A 21,641-nucleotide genomic window follows, 5' to 3' on the forward strand; every position below is an offset into this window, starting at 1 on the left:
GCGTGAGCGACTCCCTCTTCTCGATCCCCCTCTGGCTGGACCTCGCCGCCGTGGGCATCGGCGCTGTGCAGGGCGCCATGTTCTCGGCGCGGCTCACCGAACGCCGCATCGACCTGCTCGGGATCGCGCTCATCGGGGTCATCGTCGGCCTGGGCGGCGGTCTCCTGCGCGACCTCCTGCTGAACCTGCGCCCCGCGGCCCTGGACAGCAACTGGTACCTGCTCGTCGCGGTCGCAGCCGCCCTGCTCGGGATGCTGCTCCTCAGGGTGTTCACGCGGCTGAACGGCCTGATCATCGCCCTCGACGCGATCACGATCGGCATGTTCGGCGCCATCGGCACCTCGAAGGCGCTCGCGTACGGCGTGCCCGTCGTGCCGGCGGTGTTCGTGGGCGTGCTCGCGGCCGTCGGCGGCTCGATCCTGCGCGACGTCGCCCTGAACCTGCCGATCGCGCTCATGCACGTGGGATCGCTGTACGCGATCGCCGCGACCTTCGGGTCGATCCTGCTGGTGGCCCTCGAACTCGCCGGGGTCAACATCGTCGTCGCCGGCATCGCGTGCGTCGTCGCGACGACGATCATCCGGCTCGGCTCGGTGCGGTACGGCTGGAGCCTGCCCGAGCAGCGGGCGCTCGGCTCCTGGCAGGTGTGGCGCCGCAGCTGAACGGCTCCCGCGCTCGCCCGGCCCGCGCCTCGCGTGGAACGACGGATGCCGGAAACGACGGATGCCGCGTGCCGTGGTCGGCACGCGGCATCCGCTTCGATCGGTGGTCAGACCGTGACGGCCTCGAGCTCCTCGACCGCGACACCCGTGCGGATCGCGCGGTTCACGGCGGAGACGACGGCCTTCAGCGACGCCGTGGAGATGTCGGCGTCGATGCCCACGCCCCAGAGGGTGCGTCCGCCGACCTGGCATTCGACGTAGGCGGCCGCGACCGCGTCGCCGCCCGACGACATGGCGTGCTCGCTGTAGTCGAGCACGCGCACGTCGACCCCCTCGGCGCCCAGCACCGAGAGGAACGCCGCGATGGGTCCGTTGCCCGTGCCGTCGGCCTCGACGCGCTCGGCGCCGTCGCGCAGCCCGCAGCGCACGCGCACCTCGCCCGTGAGCTCGCTCTCGGTGCGCAGCGACAGCAGCTCGAACCGGCCCCACTTCTCGTCGGGTCGGTCGGAGGGTGCCGGCAGGTACTCGTCGTTGAAGACGCGCCAGATCTCGTCGCTGGAGACCTCGCCGCCCTCTTCGTCGGTCTTGGCCTGCACGACGCCCGAGAACTCGATCTGCAGGCGGCGCGGCAGGTCGAGCGCGTGGTCGTTCTTCAGCAGGTAGGCGACGCCACCCTTGCCCGACTGCGAGTTCACGCGGATGACCGCCTCGTAGCTGCGGCCGAGGTCGCGCGGGTCGACCGGCAGGTAGGGCACGGCCCACTCGAGGTCGTCGACCTCGATGCCGCGGACCTCGGCGTCGGCCGCCATGGCCTCGAAGCCCTTCTTGATGGCGTCCTGGTGCGATCCGGAGAACGCGGTGTAGACGAGGTCGCCGGCCCACGGGTGCCGCTCGGGCACCGGCAGCTGGTTGCAGTACTCGACCGTGCGCTTGACCTCGTCGATGTCGGAGAAGTCGATCTGGGGGTCGATGCCCTGCGTGAACAGGTTGACGCCCAGCGCGACGAGGTCGACGTTGCCGGTGCGCTCGCCGTTGCCGAACAGGCATCCCTCGATGCGGTCGGCACCGGCCAGGTAGCCGAGCTCGGCGGCCGCGATGGCGGTGCCGCGGTCGTTGTGCGGGTGCAGCGACAGGATCACGTTCTCGCGGTGCGCGAGGTGGCGGCCCATCCACTCGATCGAGTCGGCGTAGACGTTGGGCGTCGTCATCTCGACCGTGGCGGGCAGGTTGATGATGACCTTGCGCTCGGGCGTGGGCTCGAAGATCTCGATGACCTGGTTGCAGACGTCGACGGCGAAGTCGAGCTCGGTGCCCGTGTAGCTCTCGGGCGAGTACTCGTAGTACACCGCGGTTCCGGGAACCGTCGCCTCCATCTCGCGGCACTTGCGGGCGCCGTGCAGGGCGATGTCGATGATGCCCTGCCGGTCGGTGCGGAACACGACCTCGCGCTGCAGGATGCTCGTCGAGTTGTACAGGTGCACGATGGCCTGCTTGGCGCCCCGGATGGACTCGTAGGTGCGCTCGATGAGGTGGTCGCGCGCCTGCGTCAGGACCTGGATCGTGACGTCGTCGGGGATCGCGCCCTCCTCGATGAGTCTGCGCACGAAGTCGAAGTCGGTCTGGCTCGCGCTCGGGAACCCGACCTCGATCTCCTTGTAGCCCATCTTCACGAGCAGGTCGAACATGATGCGCTTGCGCTCGGGGCTCATCGGGTCGATGAGCGCCTGGTTGCCGTCGCGCAGGTCGACGGCGCACCAGCGCGGCGCGACCTCGATGCGCTTGGACGGCCACGTGCGATCGGGCAGGTCGACGGCGATCTGCTCGTGGAACGGGCGGTAGCGATGCACGGGCATCGCGGACGGCTTCTGAGTGTTCTTCATGAGGTGCTTCTCTCGCTTCGCGGGTGATTCAGCCGACGACGAACTCCGCAGCGAGGGAGGCCTGAGAACTAGGACTCGCTGCGGCAGCTAAGGAGAAGCAGGCCGTAAGACACACATCAAGGCTAACACCGCCTCCGCCCCTGTTGCACAACCCCGTTGCACCTGACCCGGTCGCCCCGCTCCGCACGACCCGGTGCGAGCGGATGCCTCCCCCGAGGCATCCGCTCGCACCTTCCCCATCTCGCACCCCCGTGCGAGAGTTCTGCGACGCTACTGGACGGCGAGCGCGACCACCGGCGACACGCGCGCTGCGCGTCGCATCGGGGCGACGGATGCCAGGAGCGTGAGCACGATCGCGGCGCCGACGACGATCGCGATGATCGGCCACGGGATCGTCGGCGCGACGAGGCCCGGCGCACCGCCGACGGACCCGAGGATCGACTGCGCGCCGACCCAGCCGTATGCGACGCCGAGCACGAGCCCGGTGAGGGTCGCCGCGACCGTGAGCGCGGCCGCCTCGAGCATCACCATGCCGCGGATCTGCCGGCGATCGAACCCGAGGGCGCGCAGCAGGCCCAGCTCGCGGGTGCGCTGCAGGATGCTGATCGAGAGCGTGTTCACGAGCCCGACCGCCGCGATGACGGCGCTGAACCCGATGAGCGTCGAGAACACCGCGACCGTGCCGTCGATCAGCGGGCCGAGCGCGTCCTGCATCGCGGGCTGGTCCGCGGTCGCGGCGATCGCCATGGTGCGATACGACTCCATCGTGACCGCGAACGTCGTCACCAGCGTCACGCCGATCACGAGGCCGATCGTCATGCGAGCCGAGCGCTCGGGGTGGCGGACGGCGTTCTCGGCGGCGAGCCGGGCGACCGGACCGTCGCCGAACACCCGGCCGACGGCGCGCAGCACCGGCGGGATGATGCGGTGCGCGGCGAGCACGATCGCCGTGAACGAGAGGATGCCGCCGACGAGGCCGAGGAGCACGCCCTCGGGCCGCACCAGCCCCACGAGCACGCCGAGCACGAGCAGGCCGAGCCCGAGGATCCCGAGGACCCAGACGACGACCGCCCGGCCCGTGCGACGCGAGACCTCGTCGAGGTCGGCCTCCGCGGCGTTCCCGAGCGCCTGCGACGGGCGCACGGCGAGCACCTGACGGGAGCCGGTCCACGCGGCGAGCCAGGTCGTGAGCACCACGGCGCCCATGGGCAGCAGCACGGCCGGATCGAGCAACGATCGCTCGAACGCCGGAATGCTCCCCAGCGCGACGCCGATCTCGCCGATGGCCCACGCGACGCCCGTGCCGATCGCCCCGCCGAGCACGGCGCCGACGAGCCCGACGAGCAGGCCCTCGCGTGCGATCTCCGCCCGCTGCGCACGGGCGCTGGACCCGATGAGCCGGTAGAGCGCGATGAGGCGCGTGCGCCCGGCGACCACCGTGGCCACCGTGTTCGCCGTCACGACTGCGCTGACGTAGACGGCGATCGTGATGAAGATGCCGGCGACGAGCCCGAGCATGAGGCGGACCGTGCCCGACTCCGCCGCGCCCGAGACCTCGATGACGGCCGCCAGGATGCCCGTGATCTGCAGCAGGGCGACGCCGAAGGCCGCCGCGAGCGTCGCCACGAGCAGGGTCGGCCCCTGGTCACGGAGGCGGGTCACGCGGCCTGCTCCATCGCCAGCATGTACGTGCTGATCTCCTCGGGCGTCGACCGCCCGGAGTCGCGCACGATACGGCCGTCGGCCAGGTAGAGGATGCGATCGGCGTGGCTCGCCGCCACCGGGTCGTGCGTGACCATCGCGATCGACTGGCCGTAGCGCGACGACGCCTCGGCCAGCAGGCCGAGCACCTCGCGACCGGTGCGCGAGTCCAGGTTGCCGGTCGGCTCGTCGGCGAAGACGAGGTCGGGACGCGTCGCGAGCGCACGCGCGATCGCGACTCGCTGCTGCTGCCCGCCCGAGAGCTCGTGCGGGCGGTGACGGATCCGCGAGGCGAGGCCGAGGGAGTCGACGAGGGCGTCGATCCACGCCTGCTCGTCGTTGCTCGGGCGACGCCCGTCGAGTTCGAACGGCAGCGTGATGTTGCCGCGCACGTCGAGCGTCGGCACGAGGTTGAAGGACTGGAACACGAACCCGACGCGCCGCCGACGGAGCACGGTCAGCGCGGAGTCCGAGAGCTCCGTGACATCCGTGTCGCCGAGCCACACCCGACCCGAGGTCGGCGAGTCGAGCCCGGCCATGATGTGCATGAGCGTGGACTTGCCCGAACCCGACGGGCCCATGATGGCGGTGAACTCGCCGCGGCGGAGCCCGATCGACACGTCGTCGAGCGCGGTGACCGCGCCGGATCCGGAACCGTACTGCTTGCCGAGCGAGACGACACGGGCGATGAGGCCGAGGTCGGTGGGTGTGATCTGCATGCCTTCGACGCTACGGATGCCGCAGCCGGCGGTCATCGGGCGACGGGATGGTCCGGCGTCATCCTCCAGGATGATCCGGGATGCCCAGGTCGTGCTCGTAGGCGAACACGACGAGCTGCACCCGATCGCGGAGACCGAGTTTCGCGAGGATCCGGCTCACGTGCGTCTTCACGGTCGCCTCCGACAGGAACTCGGAACCCGCGATCTCGCCGTTGGAGAGCCCGCGCGCGGCGAGCCCGAAGATCTCCCGCTCGCGCGGCGTGAGCTCCGCCCACGAGGGCGGCGCCGGACGGCGCCCGCTCCCCCGCGCCACATGCGCGAACAGCTGGCGCGTCGCGCTCGCCGCGATGACCTGGTTGCCCTGGTGCACGGTGCGGATCGCCGCGAGCAGGAACTCGGGATCGGCGTCCTTCAACACGAACCCGCTGGCGCCGGCCCGGATCGCCCTGGCCGCGTTCTCGTCGAGGTCGAACGTCGTCAGCACGAGGATGCGCGGCGGCGTGCGGCCGTCGCGGTCGGCCTCGGCGAGGATGCGCTCCGTCGCCTGGATGCCGTCGAGCTGCGGCATCCGCACGTCCATCAGCACGACGTCGGCGCGCGCGACGGCCAGGAGCGACACCGCGGCGAGACCGTCGCCGGCCTCGCCGACGACCTCGAGGTCGGGCTGGGACTCGACGAGCATGCGCACGCCGGCCCGGAAGAGGGCCTGGTCGTCGACGAGGACGACGCGGATCGCGCTCATGCCGCACCTCCCGGTTGCGCCGGGATCCTGGCGAGCACGCGGAACACGCCGTCGGGCTGCGCCTCGGCGACGAGCGTGCCGCCGACCAGTTGCGCGCGCTCGCGCATGCCCGTGATGCCGTGCCGTGTCGCCACGGATCCGGACGTCGAGGCCGACTCCGCGGCATCCGGCCTGAGGTAGTTCGACACCTCGAGGTCGACGCCCTCGTCGCGCCACGCGAGTCGCAGTGCGACGGGGCGCGCCGTGTCGCCGTGGCGCAGGGCGTTCGTCAGGCCCTCCTGCACGATGCGGTAGACGGCGATCTGGTGACCCGTGCCGAGCTCGCGGCGCTCGCCGACCTCCTCGAACACGACCTCGAGCCCGGCGCCGGCGACTCCGTCGATGAGGCCGCCGAGGTCGTCGAGCACGGGCTGAGGCGCGCCGCCCTCGTGGTGGCGGAGCTCGGCCAACAGCAACCGCACATCTCCGAGCGCGCCGCGAGCGACGCCCGAGATGGTCGAGAGCGCCTCGGACGCCGCCTCGGGACGGGTCTTGGAGACGAACCGGGCGCCGTCGGCCTGGGCGATCACGACGGCCAGCGAGTGCGCGACCACGTCGTGCATGTCGCGGGCGATGCGGTTGCGCTCCTGCTCGACCGAGAACCGGTACTCCGCGAGCGACCGCTCGCGGTTGGCGACCTCCTCGCGGCGGCGCACCTCGCGACCGTCGCGGACCGAACGTGCGAGGAGCCCCGCCGTCCAGGCGAGCACGAGCAGCGCGACGGACGCGACGAACACGAAGGCGGCGCCGATCAGCACGTTCGTGCCGAGCGGGCTGACGCCGTCGGCGAGCGGCTTCACGAACTGCAGGTACGCCGTCGCGATGGCGGCCCCGCCGATCGCCGACGCGAGCCCCAGCCACTTGACCAGTCGGCCGCCGTGGGCGGCGCACGAGTAGAGCACGCCGAGCACCGCGAAGTCGTAGAACTGCAGGTCGCGCAGCGCGGCCATCTGCACCGTGGCGCCGGCCCACGCGACGCCGAGCGACCAGGGCGGGGAGAGCCGGCGCACCGCGAGCGCCCCGACGAACAGCACGAGCGCGAAGAGGTCTGCGGCGTTGCCGAGCAGCGCGAACGGCAGCGCCATCAGCCCGAAGACGAGGGCGAGGACGATGTCGGTCCTCAGCTTCGCGCGGCTGATCGGGATCTCGGTCACCGATCCACCGTACGCGCCCGCCGCCGGGTGCGCCGCGGATCGCGCCCGAAATCATCCTCGAGTCGTACGGTGCGCTCCGCGCGCCTCCGAGACCGACCGCGGATCAGAACCCGAGGCGTCCCAGGAGCTTCGGGTCGCGCTGCCAGTCCTTCGCGACCTTGATGTGCAGGGCCAGGTACACCTTGCGCCCCAGGAGCCCCTCGATCTGCGCCCGCGCCGTGGCGCCGACCTCACGGAGCCGCGCACCGCCCTTGCCGATGATGATGCCCTTCTGGCTGTCGCGCTCGACGTAGAGGTTCGCGTAGATCTCCAACAGGTCCTTGTCCTCACGCTCGACCATGTCGTCGACGACGACGGCGATCGAGTGGGGCAGTTCGTCGGTCACGCCCTCGAGCGCGGCCTCGCGGATGAACTCGGCGATGCGCTCGGACGTGTCCTCGTCGGTGAGCGTCTCGGCCGGGTACAACGGCTGGCTCGACTCGGGCACGAGGGTCAGCAGCTCGTCGACGAGCACCTCGAGCTGCTCGCCCTCGGGTGCCGAGACGGGCACGATCGAGGCCCACTCCCGGAGCTCGGAGACGGCGAGCAGCTGCTCGGCGACCTTCGACTTCGACGCGGCATCGGTCTTCGTCACGATCGCGACCTTCTTGGCCCGCGGGTACTGGTCGAGCTGCTCGTTGATGAACCGGTCGCCCGGCCCGATCGGCTCGTCGGCCGGCACGCAGAACGCGATGACGTCGACGTCGCCGAGCGTCGACTGCACGAGCGAGTTCAGGCGCTCGCCGAGCAGCGTTCGCGGGCGGTGCAGCCCGGGGGTGTCGACGAGGATCAACTGGCCGTTCTCACGGTGCACGATGCCGCGGATCGCCCGGCGGGTGGTCTGCGGCTTCGAGCTGGTGATCGCCACCTTCTCGCCGACGAGGGCGTTCGTGAGCGTCGACTTGCCGACATTCGGCCGCCCCACGAACGAGACGAATCCGGCGCGGTATTCAGCCACGGTGCTTCCTTCCATCGGGGTCCCCGGGCTCGAACGCGGTCTGCGCGTCGATGAGGGCCTGATCGCGTTCGACGAGGATCGTCGAGATGCGCTTCCTGCGTCCTTCGGTGCGTTCGGCCTCGAGCACGAGACCCGACACCATCGCGCGCTCGCCCGGCTGCGCGAGTCGGCCGAGGCCCTTCGCGAGGAGCCCGCCCGCCGAGTCGACGTCCTCGTCCTCGAGCACGAGGCCGAAGAGCTCGCCGAGCTCGTCGACCGGCAGTCGGGCGCTGACCCGGAACCGCCCGCCGCCGAGGTCCTCGATCTGCACGGCCTCGCGGTCGTACTCGTCGGAGATGTCGCCGACGAGCTCCTCGATGACGTCTTCGAGGGTCACCAGCCCGGCGATGCCGCCGTACTCGTCGACGACCATGGCGAGGTGGTTCTTGTCGAGCTGCATCTGACGCAGCAGCGCGTCGGCCTTCATCGAGTCGGGCACGAAGACGGCCGGACGCACGAGCTCGCCGACCCGCAGGTCACCGGCGTCGAGCGGGCGCTCGAAGCCGAGCCGGGCGAGGTCGCGCAGGTACAGGATGCCGGCGACGTCGTCGGCATCGTGCTCGATCACGGGGATGCGCGAGTAGCCGGCGTTCAGGAACAGGGCCATCGCCTGCGCCAGGTGCGCGGTCGAGTCGATCGTCACCATGTCGGTGCGCGGGATCATCACCTCGCGGGCGACCGTGTCGTTGAACTCGAAGATCGAGTGGATGAGCTCTCGGTCGCCCTCCTCGAGCACGTCGAGCTCGGTGGCCTCGTCGACCATGCTCAGGAGCTGCTCCTCGCTGGACACCCCCGCGAAGCGGATGCGGCCGGGCGTCACCCGGTTGCCGAGGGCGACGAGGGCGCCGGCGAGCGGTCCGAGGAGCACCCGGAGGAAGTGCACGACGGGTGCGGTGAGTCGGAGCACCGCGTCGGCGTGCGCGCGCCCGACACTTCGCGGGCTCGCCCCGACCAGCACGAACGACACCGCCGTCATGATGAGCGCCGACCAGAGCAGCACCCACCACACGTTGTCGAGGAACGACACGAACGCCAGGGTCACGAGCACGGCCGCCGTCGTCTCGGAGATGATGCGCACGAAGTTGACGGCGTTGATATGGGCGCCGGTGTCGTCGGCGATGGCGAGCAGCGAACGTCGCGCGCGGGAGCCGGCCGCGAGGTCGGTGACATCCGCCCGGCTCGTCGCCGCGAGGGCCGAGTCGACGGCGGCCATGAGGCCGCCGAACGCGACGAGGACGAGTGCCGCGCCGAGGAAGAGCCAGGGTTGCATGGTCAGCGGCGGCGTTCCTGCATCGTGAAGCCCACGAGCAGGTCGCGCTGCAGCCCGAACATCTCCTTCTCGTCTTCAGGTTCGGCGTGGTCGAACCCGAGCAGGTGGAGCATGCCGTGCGTCGTGAGCAGCGTGAGTTCGTCGACGAGCGGATGCCCCGCGGCGCGCGCCTGCGTCTCGGCGACCTGCGGGCACAGCACGACGTCGCCGAGCAGCCCGGGCGGCGTGGGGTTCTCGTCGCTGCCCGGACGGAGCTCGTCCATGGGGAAGCTCAGCACGTCGGTCGGACCGGGCTCGTCCATCCACTGCACGTGCAGCTGCTCCATCGCGCCCTCGTCGACGAGCACGATCGCGAGCTCGGCATCCTGGTGCACGTGCAGCGCGTCGAGCACGTACACGGCGAGCCGCTGCAGCACGGTCTCGTCGACCTCGATGGCGGATTCGTTGTTGACCTCGATGCTCACGAGTTGCTGCCCCTTCGAGGGAGATGGTCGCGCGGGGCGGCGTGCCCGCGGCGTTCGGCGCGGTTCGCGAACTCGCGCGCCTGGTCGCGCTCGAATCGCTGCGCCTGCGCGCGCTGGTCGTACTCGGTGTATGCGTCGACGATGCGGCCGACGAGCGTGTGGCGCACGACGTCCTCGCTCGTGAGCCGCGAGAAGTGGATGTCCTCGACGTGGTCGAGGATGCGCGTGACGGTGCGCAGCCCGCTCGCGCCCCCGGGGAGGTCGATCTGCGTGATGTCGCCCGTGACGACCATCCTCGAACCGAATCCGAGCCGGGTGAGGAACATCTTCATCTGCTCGGGGGTCGTGTTCTGCGCCTCGTCGAGCACGACGAACGAGTCGTTCAGCGTGCGCCCGCGCATGTAGGCGAGCGGTGCGACCTCGACCGTGCCCGAGGCGAGGAGCTTCGGGACCATCTCGGGGTCCATCATCTCGTTGAGCGCGTCGTAGAGCGGGCGCAGGTACGGGTCGATCTTGTCGGTGAGCGTACCGGGCAGGAACCCCAGCCGCTCACCGGCCTCGACGGCCGGACGGGTCAGGATGATGCGGCTGACCTCCTTGCGCTGCAGCGCCTGGACGGCCTTGGCCATCGCGAGGTACGTCTTGCCCGTTCCGGCGGGGCCGATGCCGAACACGATCGTGTGCTCGTCGATCGCGTCGACGTAGGCGCGCTGGCCCTCGGTCTTGGGTCGGATCGTCTTGCCTCGCGAGGAGACGATGACCTGCGCGAGCAGTTCGGACGGTCGGGAATCGGGATCGGCGTCGATCATGCGTGCCGAGCTCCTCACTTCTGTGGGTGTCGGGTCCTGGCCCGCTCGCACGAGTTCCAGGAGCTCCTCGATGAGTCGGCGGACCTTCAGTCGGTCGTCGGCCGGTCCGCGGATGCCGATCTCGTTGCCTCGCACGTGGACCTCGACGCCCGGGTACTCCCGCTGGACCGTGGAGAGCAGTCGGTCTTGAGGACCGAGCAGCCGGACCATCGCGATGCCGTCGATACTGAGGCGTTCCTCGCCGTCGCGCTCGGCCGCGTTCGCGTCGGCCTCGGTCGCGCTCGCCGTCGTGTCGGACTCGACCGCGTCCGATCCGGCACCGGCCGGCTCGGCACGCCGCGGGTCGTGCATCACGTTCTCGCCCTGCGCGTCATCCGCCAAGCGAGGCCTCCTCGAGGCCGCCGGCCAGCACGTGTGCGTGCACGTGGAAGACGGTCTGGCCGGCTGCGGCGCCCGTGTTGAACACGAGGCGGAACTCGCCGTCGGCGAGCTCGGCCGCGATGTCGTGCGCGACGGCCACGAGCTCGGCGAGCAGTTCGGGGTCGCCGGCCGCGAGCTCGACGACGTCGCGGTAGGTGCCGGCCTTCGTGGTGACCACCACGTGCACCGGCGCCTTGGGCGCGATGTCGTGGAACGCGATCACGCGCGAGGTCTCGGCGACGATGCTCGCGGGGATCTCACGCGCGGCGATGCGCTCGAAGATGGTCGGCTCGGCCTCGGCTTCGGTCATCCCCCCATCGTACCGACGGATGCCTCACCACCGCCCGAGTTCGGCGTTCAGCACGGCGATCGCCGCCGGGCCGGCCGTCGAGGTGCGGAGCACCGACGCGCCCAGTCGCACGGTCTCGGCCCCGGATGCGACGAGGCGCTCGATCTCGGCCGGCGAGATGCCGCCCTCGGGACCGACCACGAGCACGAGGTCGCGGCCGTCATGACGGATGCCGGTGAGCGGCGCCTGCGCGGTGGGCTCGAGGAGCAGCACGCGGGCGCCCTCGACGAGCGCCGCCAGCCCGGCTGTCGAGGTGAGCGGCGCGACCTCCGGCATCCAGGGTCGGATGGACTGCTTCGTCGCCTCGCGCACGATGGCGGCCCAGCGGGCGCGCCCCTTCTCGGCCTTCGCGCCCTCCCAGCGGGAGACGGAGCGCCCGGCCGACCACGGCACGATCGCGTCGACGCCGAGTTCGGTCGCGGCCTGCACGGCGAGCTCGTCGCGATCGCCCTTGGCGAGGGCCTGGACGAGCGTGATGCGCGGACTCGGGGCCGGCGTGCGCTCGACGGCGACGACCTCGAGCACGAGCTCGCGCGGGGCCGTCTCGAGGACCGTGCACTGGGCGAGGACGCCGCGTCCGTCGCCGATCGCCACCTGCTCCCCGGCGCGGAGCCTCGACACCGTCACGGCGTGCCGGGCCTCGTCGCCGGTGAGGCGGAGCTCGTCACCGGTCGTCGCGGCGGCGAGGTCGAGGGTCTCGTCGAGGTACAGGTGGCTCATCGGGGTCGCCTAGCCGAGGAACCGGTCGCGCAGGCGCGCGAACAGGCCCTGCTGGAAGTGGCTGAGCGCGGGCGCAGGCGCCTTCTTCGAGGCGGCGAACTGCTGGATGAGCTCCCGCTCCTTCGAGGAGAGCTTGGTGGGCGTCACGATCTGCACGCCGACCTTGAGGTCGCCTCGGCCGCTGCCGCGGAGCTTGGTGACCCCGCGGTCCTTGACGGTCAGGATCTCGCCGCTCTGCAGCCCGGAGCGGATCTCGACCTCGACGTCGCCGTCGAGCGCCTCGATCTTCGCCGTCGTGCCGAGGATCGCGTCGGTCATCGACACCTCGAGCGTCGCGAGCAGGTCGTCGCCGTTGCGGCTGAACACGTCGTGGTTCTTGACCTTGATCTCGAGGTAGAGGTCGCCGTTGGGACCGCCGGCCGGGCCGGCTTCGCCCGAGCCGGGCATCTGCAGGCGAACGCCGGTGTCGACGCCCGCCGGGATGTCGACGGGAACCGTGCGGCGCGCGCGAACCCGGCCCTGGCCCTGGCAGGTCACGCAGGGCGTGGCGATGACCGTGCCGTACCCGCGGCAGGTGCCGCAGGGGCTCGAGGTCATGACGTTGCCGAGCAGCGAGCGCACCGCGCGCTGGATCGACCCGGTGCCGTGGCACATGTCGCACGTGACGGGCGACGTGCCGGGCTGGCAGCAGGACCCGTGGCAGGTCTGGCAGAGGACGGCCGTGTCGACCTCGATCTCGCGGTGCGTGCCGAACACGACCTCGTCGAGGCCGACCTCGACCCGGATGAGCGCGTCCTGGCCGCGTTCGCGGCGCGACCGCGGCCCGCGCGTCTGCTGGCCGGCCCCGAAGAACGTCTCGAAGATGTCGCCGAACCCGCCGAAGTTCTGTCCGCCGCCGAAGCCGCCCTGGTCGCCGAGGTCGTACTGCTGGCGCTGCTTCGGGTCGGAGAGGACGTCGTACGCGTGCGTGACCGACTTGAACCGCTCGGATGCCTCGGCACCGGGGTTCACGTCGGGATGCAGCTCTCGGGCGAGACGGCGGTAGGCCTTCTTGATCTCGTCGGGGGTGGCGTCGCGCGCGACGCCGAGGGCCTCGTAGTGGTCTGCCACGGAGGGCGTGTCCTTTCGATTGCGGAAGAGCCGGTAGGGGCCGGCCTGCTCAGTTCTCGCCGAGCGTGCGGGAGAGGTAGCGGGCGACCGCGCGAACGGCCGCGATGCTGTGCGAGTAGTCCATGCGCGTCGGACCGACGACCCCCAGGCGGGAGACGTCGCGGCCCGGGATCTCGAAGGCGCTCGAGAGCACGGAGGCCTCGCCGAGGCCGAACGACGCGTTCTCGCGCCCGATGCGCACGGCCACGGGATGCTCGTCGGCCGCCATCTCGCCGAAGAGCCGGAGCAGGACGACCTGCTCCTCGATGGCCTCGATGACGCCGAGGATCGACCCGGCGAAGTCCTGCTCGGTGCGCACGAGGTTCGCGGCGCCCGCGACGACGAGGCGATCCTGCCGCTGCGCGCGCGCCTGGTCGGCGAAGGTCGCCGCGAGCGTGCCGAGCACCTCGGCGTCGGCGGGCGCGACGTCGTCGAACGTGCCCGAGAGCGCCACCGCGGCATCCGCCATGGCCCGACCGCCGACGATCTCGTTGAGCCGCGCTCTGAGCCCGCCGAGCTTGTCGTCGTCGATCGGATGCGGCAGCTCGGCGACTCGCTGCTCGACCTGGCCGGAATCGGTGATGAGGATGCAGAGCACCCGATCGGGCGCGAGGGAGACGAGTTCGACGTGGCGCACCCGCGCGCTGCCGAAGCTCGGGTACTGCACGACCGCGAGCTGCTTGGTGAGCTGGGACACGAGCCGGACCGTGCGGGCGAGCAGCTCGTCGAGGTCGGCGGACTCGCCGAGGAACGTCTCGATCGCGTGCCGCTGCGCGCGCGTCATGGGGCGGACGTCGGTGAGCTGGTCGACGAAGACGCGGTACCCCTTGTCGGTGGGGATGCGCCCCGACGAGGTGTGCGGCGCGGCGATCAGCTCCTCCTCCTCGAGGAGGGCCATGTCGTTGCGGATCGTCGCCGCCGACACGCCGAACGCGTGCCGCTCGACGATCGCCTTCGAGCCGACGGGCTCGCGGGACGCGACGTAGTCCTGCACGATCGCCCTGAGGACGGCGAGGCTGCGTTCGGAGACCATGTTCCTCGCTTTCGCCGACCATTTAGCACTCGTTCACTGCGAGTGCCAATCATACCGCGCAACTCAGGGTAAACCCCATTGCCGACACTCAGGCCCGACGCTACCGTGGGCGTGATCCGCGCGTCACCACGGCTGCGCACTCCCCTCCCGCAGCAGCGGTTCACCAAACCCCGAACCTCGAAAGGCACGCTCATGTCAGACCCCAACGCAGGTCCCTCCGATCCGAACCTCCCGCCGACGCCGCCCCAGCAGGCCGCACCCGCCGCACCGCTCTCGCGCGAGCAGGACGTGCAGTGGGGCTCCTTCGCCCACCTCGGCGGGATCCTCGGCTTCCTGCCGTCGCTGATCATCTGGCTGGTCTTCAAGGATCGCGGCCGGTTCACCGACACCGAGGCGAAGGAGGCGCTGAACTTCCAGATCACGCTGGTCTTCGCGCAGATCGCGCTCTTCATCGTCACGACGATCCTCACGGTCATCACCCTCGGCCTGCTCAGCCCGTTCGGGCTGCTCTCGTGGGCCATCTGGATCGTCGGCGTGATCTTCTCGATCATCGCGTTCCTCCAGACGAAGGACGGCAACCACTACCGCTACCCGTTCGCCATCCGCCTCATCAAGTAGGCGCGCCCGCGATTCGCCCGTCGCGGGAGCGTCACCCTCCCGCGACGGGCGTCGCTGTGCCACCATGGTGGCGTCCGCAGTCCCGCGCTCCGGCGCCCCGAACCAGGAGTCCACGATGTCCGACCTGCCCCCTCCTCCCCCGCCGCAGAACCCCTACGAGCAGAGCCCGCAGCTCAGCCCGAACGACGAGAAGCTCTGGGCCACGCTCGTGAACATCGGCGGGATCTTCTTCGGATTCATCCCCGCGCTCCTCGGCTACCTGATCCTGAAGGACAAGGGACCGTTCGTCCGGGCCCACACCGCCACGGCCCTGAACTTCCAGATCACCATGACGATCGCCTCGATCATCGCCGCGATCCTGTGGGTCATCGTCGTCGGCATCCTGCTGAGCATCGCCGTCGCGGTCGTCGTGGTCGTCTTCTCGATCATCGCCGCGGTCAAGGCCAACCAGGGCCAGCCCTACACGTACCCGCTCTCGATCAAGTTCGTGAGCTGATCGGGGTCAGTCCTCGAGCAGGCGCCTGACCACGGCGTCCGCGAGCAGCCGCCCTCGCCGAGTGAGCGTCAATCCGCCGGCGAGGGCGGCTTTCGCGTCGATGAGATCGTCGGCGATGAGGCCCGCCACCGCATGACGGCCGCCCGTGTGCAGCGAGGCGATGTCGATGCCCTCCCGGATGCGGGTGAGCAGCAGCACGCGCTCGGTCTCGCGCGTCGGCGCATCGAGCACCTCGCGACCGACCGCCGGCGAGTGCCCCGCGGCGAGCCGTTCGGCGTACGCGGCCGGATGCTTCGCGTTCCACCAGCGCACCCCGCCGACGTGGCTGTGGGCGCCCGGCCCGACACCCCACCAGTCGTCGCCCCGCCAGTAGCCGAGGTTGTGCCGCGATCGGTGCGCGGCATCCGTCGCCCAGTTGCTGACCTCGTACCACTCGAAGCCGGCGGCGCCGAAGGCCTCGTCGGCGAACTCGTACATGTCGGCCTCGAGGTCCTCGTCGGGCTGCGCGAGCTCGCCGCGGCGGATCTGCCGTGCGAGCTTCGTGCCGTCCTCGACGATGAGCGCGTAGGCGCTGACGTGATCTGGGCGCTCGGCGACGACCGCGTCGACGCTGCGACGCCAGTCGTCGAGCGACTCCCCCGGCGTGCCGTAGATGAGGTCGAGGCTGACGTCGAGCCCCGCGTCGCGCGCCCAGCGCACGACGAGCGGCACCCGCGCGGGGTCGTGGGTGCGGTCGAGCGCCGCGAGCACGTGCGGCACCGCCGACTGCATGCCGAACGAGACCCGCGTGAACCCGCCCTCGGCGAGGCGCACCAGGTCTTCGGGCCCGACCGAGTCGGGGTTGGCCTCGGTCGTGATCTCGGCGCCGTCGGCGAACCCGAACTCGTCGCGCACCGCGCCGAGCATGCGAACCAGGTCGTCGGCGGGCAGCAGCGTCGGGGTGCCGCCGCCGAAGAAGACGGTCTCGGCCTCGCGCCCCGGCAGCTCGGATGCCGCGAGCACGCGCCGCGACATCCGGATCTCCTCGATCGCCTGGTCGGCGTAGTCGACCTGGCGGGCACCGCGCAGTTCGCTCGCCGTGTAGGTGTTGAAGTCGCAGTAGCCGCATCGCACGCGGCAGAACGGCACGTGCACGTAGACGCCGAACGCCCGGTCGGCAGCACCGACGGCGGCCGAGGTCGGCAGCAGGCCGTCGAGCGGCGCCGGATCGCCGAGCGGGAGGGCGGAGCCCACGCCTACACGCCGCCTGCGGGGTGCAGGGCGCGCAGCTGGAGTCGCGTCAGCTCCCGCCGGCGCCGGCGGATGACGGGCGCGATCGTGCGCTGGACCCCGGTGGGCATCTCGCGGAACGAGCGGATCGTGAGCCACACCGTGTCGTCGTCGCGGTGCTCGAGCACGAACGACTCCTCGCCGCCCTCGAGTCCGTCGCCGGTCGTGCCGAACGCATAGCCGACGCGGCCGGGCTCGTCGATCACGTAGACCACGAGCACCGGCGTGCGCTTGGCGCCCAGGCGATCGTGGCGTACGAGTGTCGCCTGCATGCCCGCCGCGATGTACGGGGTGCCGTCGGCGCCGAAGCGGTCTTCCGTGCGCGGACCCGGCTGCTCCGTGAGCGGCGACCCGTCGACGTCGTAGACGATGCCCGGATACTGCGCGCCCGTGCCGGCGGAGACATCCACCACTTCGAAGCCCGCGCCGCGCTGGACGCCCCAGGTCATGAGCGCCTCGGCCGTGCGGTCGAAGCGCTCGACGCCGCTGCCGATGCGCACCCGGTCTTCGGCGGGCAGGTAGCCGACCGGCGGGTAGCGGAGCAGGTCGGGGTCGAGTGTCGCCCCGATCGAGCCGTAGGTGACGGACTGGTCGGTGAATGAGCTGCGACGGGTCATCTTCGGCCTACTTCTTCGCGTCCTTCTTCTCGACGTCACCGCTCAGGGCGGCGATGAACGCCTCCTGCGGAACCTCGACACGGCCCACCATCTTCATGCGCTTCTTGCCCTCCTTCTGCTTCTCGAGGAGCTTGCGCTTGCGGCTGATGTCACCGCCGTAGCACTTGGCGAGCACATCCTTGCGCATCGCGCGGATGGACTCGCGGGCGATGATGCGCGCGCCGATGGCGGCCTGGATCGGCACCTCGAACTGCTGGCGCGGGATGAGCTCGCGGAGACGGCCCGTCATGAGCACGCCGTACGCGTATGCCTTGTCGCGGTGCACGATCGCGCTGAACGCGTCGACCTGCTCGCCCTGCAGCAGGATGTCGACCTTGACGAGGTCGGCGGCCTGGTCGCCGACCGGCTCGTAGTCGAGCGACGCGTACCCGGCGGTCTTCGACTTCAGCTGGTCGAAGAAGTCGAACACGATCTCGCCGAGCGGGATCGTGTAGCGGATCTCGACCCGGTCCTCGCCGAGGTAGTCCATGCCGAGCAAGGCGCCGCGACGCGACTGGCAGAGCTCCATGATGGTGCCGACGTAGTCCTTCGGCGCGAGGATCGCGGCGCGCACCATCGGCTCGCGCACCTCGGAGATCTTCGCGCCCGTGGGGAACTCGCTCGGGTTCGTGACGGTGACGGTCTTCTTGTCTTCGGTGGTCACCTCGTAGATCACGCTCGGCGCGGTCGCGATGATGTCGAGCCCGAACTCGCGCTGCAGGCGCTCGGTGATGATCTCGAGGTGCAGCAGGCCGAGGAAGCCGGCGCGGAACCCGAAGCCGAGCGCGACGGAGGTCTCGGGCTCGTACACGAGCGCGGCATCCGACAGCTTGAGCTTGTCGAGCGCCTCGCGCAGCTCGGGATAGTCGCTGCCGTCGATCGGGTAGAGGCCGGAGAAGACCATCGGCAGCGGCTCGGTGTACCCCGCGAGCGCCTCGGTCGCGGGCTTCAGGGCCGTCGTGACCGTGTCGCCGACCTTCGACTGGCGCACGTCCTTCACGCCCGTGATGAGGTAGCCGACCTCGCCGATGCTGAGGCCCTTCGTGGGCGTGGGCTCCGGTGCGCTGACGCCGATCTCGAGGATCTCGTGGGTCGCCCTGGTCGACATCATCTGGATGCGCTCGCGCGGCTTCAGGTGGCCGTCGATCATGCGGACGTAGGTGACCACGCCGCGGTAGCTGTCGTAGACGGAGTCGAAGATCATCGCCCGCGGCGGTGCGCTGGCATCGCCGACCGGCGCCGGGATGCGCTCGACGACCCGGTCGAGCAGGTCCTCGACACCGAGGCCCGTCTTGCCCGACACCTTCAGGACGTCGTCGGGGTTGCCGCCGATGAGCTCCGCGAGTTCGCGCGCGTACTTCTCGGGCTCGGCGGCAGGCAGGTCGATCTTGTTCAGCACCGGGATGATCTCGAGGTCGTTCTCGAGCGCGAGGTAGAGGTTCGCGAGCGTCTGGGCCTCGATGCCCTGCGCGGCGTCGACCAGCAGGATCGCGCCCTCGCAGGCCGCGAGCGACCGGGAGACCTCGTAGCTGAAGTCGACGTGACCCGGGGTGTCGATCATGTTCAGGGCGTAGGCGGTGTCGCCCACCTGCCACGGCATGCGCACGGCCTGGCTCTTGATCGTGATGCCGCGCTCGCGCTCGATGTCCATGCGGTCGAGGTACTGCGCGCGCATGTCGCGGTCGCTCACCACCCCCGTGATGCCGAGCATGCGATCGGCGAGGGTCGACTTGCCATGGTCGATGTGCGCGATGATGCAGAAGTTGCGGATCAGCGCGGGATCGGTGGCGGCAGGCACCGGCGGGGTTACGGCTCTCGGAGACATCCCGTCGATTCTCCCATGACTTGGCTTCGCACTTTCGACGGATGCCCCGCGCAGGGGCCCCGGGCTACGCTGGCTCGCATCATGACCGTGTCCGCAGTCCCGTCGCCGATGCCCGCCTTCGACGCCGGGCGGGTGGCGCCGTTCGCCCTCCGCCCCGTCTTCATCACGCTTCGATTCGGCCTGCACGTGCTGGTCGTCGGGCTCGCCCTGTTCGTGATGATCCGCGCCCTGCTCGCCGACGACGCATCCGAGGTGCCGCTGACGGTGCTCACCCTGGCGTTCCTCGCCTGCTACGGCGCCGGCATCGCCGCCGCCCATCGCAACCTCCCGCAGTGGGCGCGCGTGCTCTGGCTCACGTCCCTCCTCGCGCTCTGGGTCGGCATGTCGGCCATCACCCCCGACGCCGCCTTCTTGGCGTTCCCCCTCTTCTTCCTCGAGCTGCACGTGCTCGCCGCACCCCTCGCGGTGCCGCTCGTGGTCATCACCTTCGGACTCTCGGTGTGGGGCACCGCGACGCATCAGGGGTTCGCCGTCGGCACCGTGCTCGGCCCGCTCATCAGCGCCGGCGTCGCGATCGTCATCGGCCTCGGCTACCGGGCCATGGCGCAGGAGACGAAGGACCGCCAGGCGTTGATCCTCGACCTCATCGCCACACGGGAGGAACTGGCCACCGCGAGCCGCGAGGCCGGGACGCTCGCCGAGCGCCAGCGCATCGCCCGCGAGATCCACGACACCGTCGCCCAAGGCCTCTCGAGCATCCAGATGCTCCTGCACGCGGCCGAGCGCGACATCGCCGACCCGGCGACCCTCGAGAAGCTCGAGCTCGCGCGGTCGACGGCGTCCGAGAACCTCGCCGAGACGCGCCGGTTCATCCGGGAGCTCAGCCCTCCGTCGCTCGACGAGCAGACGCTGCCCGCCGCCCTGCGCCGCCTCGCCGCGACCGTCGACGAGCAGGCTGCGCAGGCGGGCTCTGCGACCCGCGTCTCGTACTCCACGAGCGGAACGCCGGTGACGCTGCCGATGGCGATCGACGCGACGCTCCTCCGCATCGCCCAGGGCGCCCTGGCGAACGTGCTGCGGCACGCCCGCGCGACCCGCGCCGAGCTCACGCTCAGCTACCTCGGCGACGAGGTCGCGCTCGACATCGTCGACGACGGCATCGGCTTCGATCCCGTCGAGGTCGCGGCCGGCGACGGCGACGGCATCCGCTTCGGGCTGCGGGCCATGCGCGAGCGCGCCGAGCGCGAGGGCGGCACCGTCGAACTCGAGTCCTCGCCGGGCGACGGCACGGCGATCTCGGTGCGCATCCCGGTGGTCACGGCATGAGCAGCATGAGCGGCGCGAGCGGCATCAGCGGCGCCGACGACGTGCCCGAAACGGGCGGGCGGGGCGACACGATCCGGCTCGTGCTGGCCGACGACCACCCGGTCGTCCGGGCCGGGGTCCGGGCGATGCTGGAGTCCGAACCCGACCTCGAGGTCGTCGACGAGGTCGACACGGCGGATGCCGCGGTGCGACGCGCGAGCCAGGGCGGCATCGACGTCGTGCTCATGGACCTGCAGTTCCCGACGCGGATGCAGGGCGCCGAGGCGACTCGGCACATCCGCTCCGCACTCGACGCGCCGCGAGTGCTCGTGCTCACGAACTACGACACCGACGCCGACATCCTCGGGGCCATCGAGGCCGGCGCGAGCGGATACCTCCTGAAGGACGCGCCTCCCGCCGAGCTCGTCGAGGCGATCCGCACGGCGGCCGGCGGGGAGCCGGCGTTCGCACCCGGCGTGTCCTCCCGCCTCGAGGCCAACTCGGGCCTCGAACGGCTCACCGGCCGCGAGGTCGAGGTGCTGCAGCTCGTCGCCGGCGGCAACTCGAATCGCGACATCGGCAAGGCGCTCTTCCTCAGCGAGGCGACCGTGAAGTCGCACCTCGTGCACATCTTCGCCAAGCTCGAGGTCGGGTCGCGCACGGCGGCGGTCGCGCGGGCTCGCGACCTCGGCGTCATCCGGTCCGACTGAGGGATGCCGCGGCGGACGCCCCGAAGGGCGCGCCCGGTCGACCGCACGGTTCGGCGCGGCGCATCGTCCGCCGGCGCCGTCGCACGTCTGCGCGGACTCCCAGCCGGCGCATTGGTGCCGCGTGCGCGTTGCTGGTATCGTTGCCTGTTGGCTTGCGTGTGGGTCCCACCCCGCACGATTCGCCGCGCGAGGCCCCTCTACCTTCGCTCGGCACATCCGGTACCCGCACAAGAACGAAAGACGAACCACGTGGCAAACATCAAGTCGCAGATCAAGCGCATCAAGACCAACCTCAAGGCGCAGGAGCGCAACAAGGCCGTCAAGAGCGAGGTCAAGAGCGCCGTCCGCGCCGCTCGCGAGGCCATCGCGACGGGTGACAAGGACAAGGCCACCGCCGCCGTCCGCGTCGCCGGCCGCAAGCTCGACAAGGCCGCCAGCAAGGGCGTCATCCACAAGAACCAGGCCGCGAACCGCAAGTCGGCCATCGCGAAGCAGGTCGCTGCGCTCTGACGCACGTCGCCTGATCGAACGCCCCGCACCTTCGTGCGGGGCGTTCGTCGTTTCCGGCGCGTTCGTCGATTCCGAGGTGTTCGTCGATTCCGGGCGCGTTCGTCA

At 70.8% G+C, this 21,641-nt stretch carries 22 protein-coding genes; 6 read left to right on the forward strand and 16 right to left on the reverse strand.

Annotation, left to right across the window (positions count from 1 at the left end; all coding sequences use genetic code 11):
• Nucleotides 1–2: 2 nt before the first annotated feature.
• Nucleotides 3–662 carry a trimeric intracellular cation channel family protein gene (locus tag ACR3IO_RS15980; RefSeq protein WP_434072217.1) on the forward strand — a complete coding sequence of 220 codons (660 nt, stop codon included), beginning with the start codon at nucleotides 3–5 and terminating at the stop codon, nucleotides 660–662.
• Between the two features lie 107 nt (nucleotides 663–769).
• On the opposite strand, the gene leuA is transcribed toward ACR3IO_RS15980, so the two are convergent.
• From leuA to hrcA, 13 genes are all read right to left on the reverse strand, one after another.
• A complete protein-coding gene (gene leuA, locus ACR3IO_RS15985; protein ID WP_434072218.1) occupies nucleotides 770–2,542 on the reverse strand; it encodes a 2-isopropylmalate synthase in 1,773 nt (590 codons plus the stop codon).
• A 270-nt stretch (nucleotides 2,543–2,812) separates the two neighbouring features.
• Nucleotides 2,813–4,204 (reverse strand): FtsX-like permease family protein, encoded by a 1,392-nt coding sequence (locus ACR3IO_RS15990; protein ID WP_434072219.1) that lies wholly within the window; start codon nucleotides 4,202–4,204, stop codon nucleotides 2,813–2,815.
• Entirely contained in the window at nucleotides 4,201–4,962 is a 762-nt protein-coding gene (locus ACR3IO_RS15995) for an ABC transporter ATP-binding protein (RefSeq protein WP_434072220.1), read from the reverse strand. The genes ACR3IO_RS15990 and ACR3IO_RS15995 overlap by 4 nt, the downstream gene beginning before the upstream one ends.
• Before the next feature lie 58 nt (nucleotides 4,963–5,020).
• A complete protein-coding gene (locus tag ACR3IO_RS16000) occupies nucleotides 5,021–5,704 on the reverse strand; it encodes a response regulator (RefSeq protein WP_434072221.1) in 684 nt (227 codons plus the stop codon).
• Nucleotides 5,701–6,897: a sensor histidine kinase gene (locus tag ACR3IO_RS16005; RefSeq protein ID WP_434072222.1), complete on the reverse strand. Its 1,197-nt coding sequence runs from the start codon at nucleotides 6,895–6,897 to the stop codon at nucleotides 5,701–5,703. Before ACR3IO_RS16005 ends, ACR3IO_RS16000 begins: the two co-directional genes overlap by 4 nt.
• Nucleotides 6,898–7,000: 103 nt before the next feature.
• Nucleotides 7,001–7,894: a GTPase Era gene (gene era, locus ACR3IO_RS16010; RefSeq protein ID WP_434072223.1), complete on the reverse strand. Its 894-nt coding sequence runs from the start codon at nucleotides 7,892–7,894 to the stop codon at nucleotides 7,001–7,003.
• The gene (locus ACR3IO_RS16015) at nucleotides 7,887–9,203 is read right to left on the reverse strand and encodes a hemolysin family protein (protein ID WP_434072224.1); all 1,317 of its coding nucleotides are present in this window, start codon (nucleotides 9,201–9,203) and stop codon (nucleotides 7,887–7,889) included. The genes era and ACR3IO_RS16015 overlap by 8 nt, the downstream gene beginning before the upstream one ends.
• Before the next feature lie 2 nt (nucleotides 9,204–9,205).
• Nucleotides 9,206–9,667 carry an rRNA maturation RNase YbeY gene (gene ybeY / locus ACR3IO_RS16020; protein WP_434072225.1) on the reverse strand — a complete coding sequence of 154 codons (462 nt, stop codon included), beginning with the start codon at nucleotides 9,665–9,667 and terminating at the stop codon, nucleotides 9,206–9,208.
• Nucleotides 9,664–10,686, reverse strand: a complete 1,023-nt coding sequence (locus ACR3IO_RS16025) for a PhoH family protein (RefSeq protein WP_434072380.1) — start codon at nucleotides 10,684–10,686, stop codon at nucleotides 9,664–9,666. Before ACR3IO_RS16025 ends, ybeY begins: the two co-directional genes overlap by 4 nt.
• Before the next feature lie 160 nt (nucleotides 10,687–10,846).
• Nucleotides 10,847–11,206: an HIT domain-containing protein gene (locus ACR3IO_RS16030; RefSeq protein WP_434072226.1), complete on the reverse strand. Its 360-nt coding sequence runs from the start codon at nucleotides 11,204–11,206 to the stop codon at nucleotides 10,847–10,849.
• 24 nt (nucleotides 11,207–11,230) lie between these two features.
• Nucleotides 11,231–11,965, reverse strand: a complete 735-nt coding sequence (locus tag ACR3IO_RS16035) for a 16S rRNA (uracil(1498)-N(3))-methyltransferase (RefSeq protein WP_434072227.1) — start codon at nucleotides 11,963–11,965, stop codon at nucleotides 11,231–11,233.
• A 9-nt stretch (nucleotides 11,966–11,974) separates the two neighbouring features.
• The gene (gene dnaJ / locus ACR3IO_RS16040; protein WP_434072228.1) at nucleotides 11,975–13,075 is read right to left on the reverse strand and encodes a molecular chaperone DnaJ; all 1,101 of its coding nucleotides are present in this window, start codon (nucleotides 13,073–13,075) and stop codon (nucleotides 11,975–11,977) included.
• 49 nt (nucleotides 13,076–13,124) lie between these two features.
• Nucleotides 13,125–14,147, reverse strand: a complete 1,023-nt coding sequence (gene hrcA / locus ACR3IO_RS16045) for a heat-inducible transcriptional repressor HrcA (RefSeq protein ID WP_434072229.1) — start codon at nucleotides 14,145–14,147, stop codon at nucleotides 13,125–13,127.
• A gap of 192 nt (nucleotides 14,148–14,339) precedes the next feature.
• Here hrcA and ACR3IO_RS16050 point away from each other — a divergent pair, with 192 nt between their 5' ends.
• Nucleotides 14,340–14,765 (forward strand): DUF4870 domain-containing protein, encoded by a 426-nt coding sequence (locus tag ACR3IO_RS16050; RefSeq protein ID WP_434072230.1) that lies wholly within the window; start codon nucleotides 14,340–14,342, stop codon nucleotides 14,763–14,765.
• 115 nt (nucleotides 14,766–14,880) lie between these two features.
• Nucleotides 14,881–15,261 (forward strand): DUF4870 domain-containing protein, encoded by a 381-nt coding sequence (locus ACR3IO_RS16055; RefSeq protein ID WP_434072231.1) that lies wholly within the window; start codon nucleotides 14,881–14,883, stop codon nucleotides 15,259–15,261.
• Between the two features lie 6 nt (nucleotides 15,262–15,267).
• On the opposite strand, the gene hemW is transcribed toward ACR3IO_RS16055, so the two are convergent.
• Genes hemW through lepA form a run of 3 tightly spaced genes read right to left on the reverse strand, consistent with a single transcriptional unit; the run spans nucleotide 15,268 to nucleotide 19,011 of the window.
• Nucleotides 15,268–16,494, reverse strand: coding sequence for a radical SAM family heme chaperone HemW (gene hemW, locus ACR3IO_RS16060; RefSeq protein ID WP_434072232.1), 1,227 nt, complete (start codon nucleotides 16,492–16,494; stop codon nucleotides 15,268–15,270).
• A 2-nt stretch (nucleotides 16,495–16,496) separates the two neighbouring features.
• Complete coding sequence (locus ACR3IO_RS16065) at nucleotides 16,497–17,147, reverse strand: DUF1990 family protein (RefSeq protein ID WP_434072233.1); 651 nt, start codon at nucleotides 17,145–17,147, stop codon at nucleotides 16,497–16,499.
• Between the two features lie 7 nt (nucleotides 17,148–17,154).
• Complete coding sequence (lepA, locus tag ACR3IO_RS16070; protein ID WP_434072234.1) at nucleotides 17,155–19,011, reverse strand: translation elongation factor 4; 1,857 nt, start codon at nucleotides 19,009–19,011, stop codon at nucleotides 17,155–17,157.
• Nucleotides 19,012–19,092: 81 nt separating this feature from the next.
• Between lepA and ACR3IO_RS16075 the strand changes: the two genes are divergently transcribed.
• The 3 genes from ACR3IO_RS16075 (at nucleotide 19,093) to rpsT (ending at nucleotide 21,536) form a co-directional block, all read left to right on the forward strand.
• Complete coding sequence (locus ACR3IO_RS16075; RefSeq protein WP_434072235.1) at nucleotides 19,093–20,337, forward strand: sensor histidine kinase; 1,245 nt, start codon at nucleotides 19,093–19,095, stop codon at nucleotides 20,335–20,337.
• Nucleotides 20,334–21,026: a response regulator gene (locus ACR3IO_RS16080; RefSeq protein WP_434072236.1), complete on the forward strand. Its 693-nt coding sequence runs from the start codon at nucleotides 20,334–20,336 to the stop codon at nucleotides 21,024–21,026. Before ACR3IO_RS16075 ends, ACR3IO_RS16080 begins: the two co-directional genes overlap by 4 nt.
• A 249-nt stretch (nucleotides 21,027–21,275) precedes the next feature.
• Nucleotides 21,276–21,536 carry a 30S ribosomal protein S20 gene (rpsT, locus tag ACR3IO_RS16085; RefSeq protein WP_092966030.1) on the forward strand — a complete coding sequence of 87 codons (261 nt, stop codon included), beginning with the start codon at nucleotides 21,276–21,278 and terminating at the stop codon, nucleotides 21,534–21,536.
• The last annotated feature ends 105 nt before the right edge of the window (nucleotides 21,537–21,641 follow it).

Origin of the sequence: Agromyces sp. Marseille-Q5079 (assembly GCF_051016555.1) — a bacterium.
Lineage (GTDB): Bacteria > Actinomycetota > Actinomycetes > Actinomycetales > Microbacteriaceae > Agromyces.

Excerpts from the sequence above, each read along its gene's own strand:
- ACR3IO_RS16065 (WP_434072233.1), bottom strand. The coding sequence starts at position 17,147 with ATGACCCGTCGCAGCTCATTCACCGACCAGTCCGTCACCTACGGCTCG.
- ACR3IO_RS16000 (WP_434072221.1), bottom strand. The coding sequence starts at position 5,704 with ATGAGCGCGATCCGCGTCGTCCTCGTCGACGACCAGGCCCTCTTCCGG.
- ACR3IO_RS16050 (WP_434072230.1), top strand. The coding sequence starts at position 14,340 with ATGTCAGACCCCAACGCAGGTCCCTCCGATCCGAACCTCCCGCCGACG.
- ACR3IO_RS16075 (WP_434072235.1), top strand. The coding sequence starts at position 19,093 with ATGACCGTGTCCGCAGTCCCGTCGCCGATGCCCGCCTTCGACGCCGGG.
- ACR3IO_RS16035 (WP_434072227.1), bottom strand. The coding sequence starts at position 11,965 with ATGAGCCACCTGTACCTCGACGAGACCCTCGACCTCGCCGCCGCGACG.
- ACR3IO_RS16080 (WP_434072236.1), top strand. The coding sequence starts at position 20,334 with ATGAGCAGCATGAGCGGCGCGAGCGGCATCAGCGGCGCCGACGACGTG.
- ACR3IO_RS16025 (WP_434072380.1), bottom strand. The coding sequence starts at position 10,686 with ATGGTCCGGCTGCTCGGTCCTCAAGACCGACTGCTCTCCACGGTCCAG.
- lepA (WP_434072234.1), bottom strand. The coding sequence starts at position 19,011 with ATGTCTCCGAGAGCCGTAACCCCGCCGGTGCCTGCCGCCACCGATCCC.
- ACR3IO_RS16030 (WP_434072226.1), bottom strand. The coding sequence starts at position 11,206 with ATGACCGAAGCCGAGGCCGAGCCGACCATCTTCGAGCGCATCGCCGCG.
- hrcA (WP_434072229.1), bottom strand. The coding sequence starts at position 14,147 with ATGGTCTCCGAACGCAGCCTCGCCGTCCTCAGGGCGATCGTGCAGGAC.
- ACR3IO_RS16055 (WP_434072231.1), top strand. The coding sequence starts at position 14,881 with ATGTCCGACCTGCCCCCTCCTCCCCCGCCGCAGAACCCCTACGAGCAG.
- ACR3IO_RS15995 (WP_434072220.1), bottom strand. The coding sequence starts at position 4,962 with ATGCAGATCACACCCACCGACCTCGGCCTCATCGCCCGTGTCGTCTCG.
- leuA (WP_434072218.1), bottom strand. The coding sequence starts at position 2,542 with ATGAAGAACACTCAGAAGCCGTCCGCGATGCCCGTGCATCGCTACCGC.
- ACR3IO_RS16015 (WP_434072224.1), bottom strand. The coding sequence starts at position 9,203 with ATGCAACCCTGGCTCTTCCTCGGCGCGGCACTCGTCCTCGTCGCGTTC.